Source organism: Trueperaceae bacterium, assembly GCA_023954415.1.
Taxonomy (GTDB): Bacteria; Deinococcota; Deinococci; order Deinococcales; family Trueperaceae; genus JAAYYF01.
Genome location: JAMLIB010000027.1, coordinates 1 through 3,677, shown reverse-complemented (window position 1 = coordinate 3,677; position 3,677 = coordinate 1). Strand labels below are relative to the sequence as shown.

General features: G+C 71.1%; 2 protein-coding genes. One reads left to right on the top strand and one right to left on the bottom strand.

Annotated features, from left to right (window positions below; translation table 11 throughout):
- Nucleotides 1-2,041 (top strand): C1 family peptidase (locus tag M9914_14310; protein MCO5175349.1); only part of this gene is annotated, 2,041 nt, incomplete at its 5' end.
- Between the two features lie 94 nt (nucleotides 2,042-2,135).
- Here M9914_14310 and M9914_14305 read toward each other — a convergent pair.
- Nucleotides 2,136-3,677, bottom strand: a 1,542-nt coding sequence (locus tag M9914_14305; protein MCO5175348.1) for a tetratricopeptide repeat protein, incomplete at its 5' end; no start/stop codon positions are given.

Sequence of the window (3,677 nt, the reverse complement as noted above, 5' to 3'; positions counted from 1 at the left end):
CAGCATCGACCCGGACGCCCTCGCGCCGGGCGGCGGCGAGATCGGGCCACTCAACGCGGGCAACGGTACGGACAGCGGCGCCGGCTGCGTGGCGCCGACGGGCTTCGTGGCGCGGCTCTGGTTCCCGCTCAAGCAGTTCATCTCCCCCGTGCGCGACCAGGCGAACCGCGGAACCTGCTGGGCGTTCACGGCGATCGGCGCCATCGAGAGCCGCGAGCGCGTCCAGAACGCGAACCCCGTCAACCTCTCCGAGCAGTTCCTCGTCAACAAAGTGAAGAACGACTGGGCTGAGAGCGACTACTCGGACGGCTACAACTCGCTCACCGCCATCAACCTCGCAACGCAGCACGGTCAGGCGCTGCCGACGGAGAACGTCTGGACCTACAACACGGCGCCGAACCGGGCCGACTCGAGGGACGGCAAGGCGGAGTACTACCGGGGCACCTGCGACCCGTACGGCACCACGGGCGGCGGCTGGTGCTCCGAGACGGCCCACGAGAGCCCCGCCTACTGCACCACGGTCCTGATCTTCACCTACTGCGGCTACAAGACCATGACGTTCAGCGGCTCGGGCGTGGCGGCCGGCAAGGCCGTGCAGGTCTGGTCGTCCGGTCAGACGTTCAACCTCAACAACTACCGCAACCTCCTGGCGCAGGGGCACGTCCTCATGGCGAGCTTCCCGGTCTACGAGGGGTTCATGTCGGCGCCCGCCGGGGTCGTGTCGGACTATGCCAAGAAGTACATAGACGACAAGGGCAACCTCGTCGACGGCTCCTACGGTGGCCACGCCGTGCAGATCGTGGCCTTCTTCAGCAACGCCGACCTCTCGACCCCCTCCTACACCTACAACATCGGCGGGGGCGGGTACTTCGTCGTCAAGAACTCGTGGGGCTGCGGCGCGGGCGACGGCGGCTACTACTACGTGCCGGCCGACTACGTCACCAGCCGCTTCAACGCGCTCTACACGCTGGAGTTCGACTCCAAGCGCAGCGCCGCGTGGACGAAGGAGCAGACGAACCCCGGCAGCACCGAGACGCCTACCGTCACCATCAAGAACGCTCGTCCCACGGTCGACCTGCGCGTCGGAACGGACCTGGCCGGCTTCTTCAGCGTGACGCACTCCGTCGCCAGCTCCGTGAGCCTGACGGTGCGCTCCAGCGTGGACGGCTTGCTCTTCGACGGCGCGTGGAACACGGCGCCGTTCACCTTCCTCACGCCGCTCGTGCGCACCTTCACGAGCACGGGCCAGCGCACGATCACGGTGCGCGCCAGCTACGCCGGCAACGTGAGCGAGAAGACGTTCGTCGCGAACGTCGTCAACTCGGCGCCGTCGCTCGTCCTCTCGGGGGCCGGCACCGCGTACGTCGCCGAGGCCTACGCGATATCGGCGACCGTGTCGGACGTCAACGACGCCGGCACCGCCGCCCTCTGCACCCGCACGACCTGGAGCGTCACCTCGCCCGACGTGCTGAGCACGACGACGGGTTGCCAGGTGTCGGTCACGTTCGGGACGACCGGCTCCAGGACCGTGACGGCCACGACGCGCGACGCGGAGGGGCTCGGCACGACGAGGTCCCTGACGTTGAACGTGCAACCGACGCCGGTCAACCCTTACCCTCGGGTCACGGCCTACGGCGTGCAGGCGCGCCGGTTCACCACGATCGGGCAGCTCACCCTCTGCCTCAACAGCGCCGTGAGTTCCGGAGCCACCATCGACTTCGACGAGATCGGGTGCAACTTCGTTGGCGAGACGGGCTCGCACAAGCGCTACTCGGCGTACGTGGAGGTCGAGAACCCGGACAACGAGACGCTCACGTATAGCTGGCGCGTCTACGTCACGTACAGCGGCTCCGAGCACCTACTGAACAGCGTCACGAACTCGCCCAGCGCCACGTTCGCGCCCTACTCGCCAGGCAACGCCCTCCAGGGAACGGACGCCTGCCGAATCACCGTGACCGTCAACGCGCCCGACCCCTCCCGCAGCAAGTCCCTGACGGTGTGGACGGGTAGTTGCACCTACTTGAGCACCTACATCGGCTGAGGCGCGGCTTGCGGAGCGCGCCCTGCGCCTCGGCGGCGAGGGGGGAGCGTGGCGGGTGGGGGCGGTGGACGGTTAGGCGCTCGGTCCGCGCCGCCTACGACCTCGCCCCCAGTCCCGCCCTGAGCCTTTCCAGCTCGTGGGCGTCCAGCAGCTCGCCGACCTCCGCCAGCCGGCGCCGCGCCCGCGCCAGCGCCGCGGCGGCGCCGGCCGGGTCCCCCGCCCGCTCGCGCGCCTCCACCTCGAGGGCGGCGAGGCGCGGCTCGAAGGGGGCTACGTCCTGCAAGTACTGGGCCACGCGCGCGGCGTCGGCGGGTCGGGTCCCGATGGCGTGTCCGGCCACGCGGGCGGCGACCTCGATGAGGCGCGCGGCCACGCCGTCCTCGCGAGCCTCCGGCACGTCCTTAAGGAACGGCCCGCGCCAGGCCACGAGCGCCTCGGTCGCGCCGCCGGCGAGTTCCGCGGCGTGCTCAGCCGTCACTCCCCCGTCAGCGCCACGACGTCCGCCGCTCCCGGCCGCGGCCAGGAACCGTTCGGCATCGGAACCCACGGCCGCGCCGATGGCGTAGCCCCCGGGGGTGCGGGTCACGACCAGCGTGCCGTATCTGCGCCGCACCTGGTGCACGAGCTGCTTGAGGGCACGCACGGCGTCCGGCTCCGGGATGCTCGGGTAGAGGGCCTCGACGAGATCGAGGTCGGTCACCTCGGACCTTTCGTCCATGCGCGCTTGCAGCAGGCAGGCGAGCAGCAGGCGGCGTTGCTCGCCCTTCACGGCCTCGCCGCCGCCGATCGGCCCAAGCCGCATGTCGCCAAGCACCTCGAGCAGCAACTCGGCGCCGCCCGCGGCGGTCGGCGCCTGCTCGTCCGCCACCGGGCCGCTGGCGAGGAGGCCGGGGAACGTACGGCCGACGAGCGCGCGCCCCACGCCGAGGCCGTGGTCGTCGAACCATGCCAAGGCTTCCGCGGCGGCCGCCTCGTCGCCTTCGGCGGCGGCGAGGTCGACGGCGACCTTGTTGGCTTCCAACGCCAGGCCGCCGCCGCGCGCGACCGCCAGGGCGGCGCGCAGCTCGGCGGTCGCGGCTCCGGCGTCGCCCCCGGCCACCAGGGCCAACCCCCTGGCCCAACGGGCGCGGCACTCGTCGACGGGCGAGGCGCCCGTCTCCGGACCGAGCGCCGTCATCTCCTCGGCCAGCGCCAACGCCTTCGCGCCGTCACCCATACGCGCACTGGCCGCGGCCGCGTCGAAGAGGATCTCGCGCACGACGCGCGGGCCGCTCGTCTCGCGGGCGAACTGCAGGGACCGCTCGGCGTAATGCCAGGCCAGGAGCGGCTCGCCGCGCGCCAGGTGCAGCATCGACGTCATGGAGAGCGTGTTGACAAGGAAGCGCGACGGGCCGTAGAGCTCCTGCGTCTCGAGCGCCTCCTCCAGCAGGTCCTCGGCCTCGGCGAAGCGGGCTTGGTCGATGCGCAGCTCCGCGAGCGCCGCCTGCGCGAAGGCGTAAGAGCGGCCGTCGAGGGTCTCGCTCCGTAGCCGCAGGCACTCCTCCAGGCTGGCGTTCATCTCCTGGAAGCGGGAGAGCTGCTTGAGGAACGCGGCGCGGTTGAGCAGGGCGGTGCTGAGGAGCCGCGGTCGGTCCAT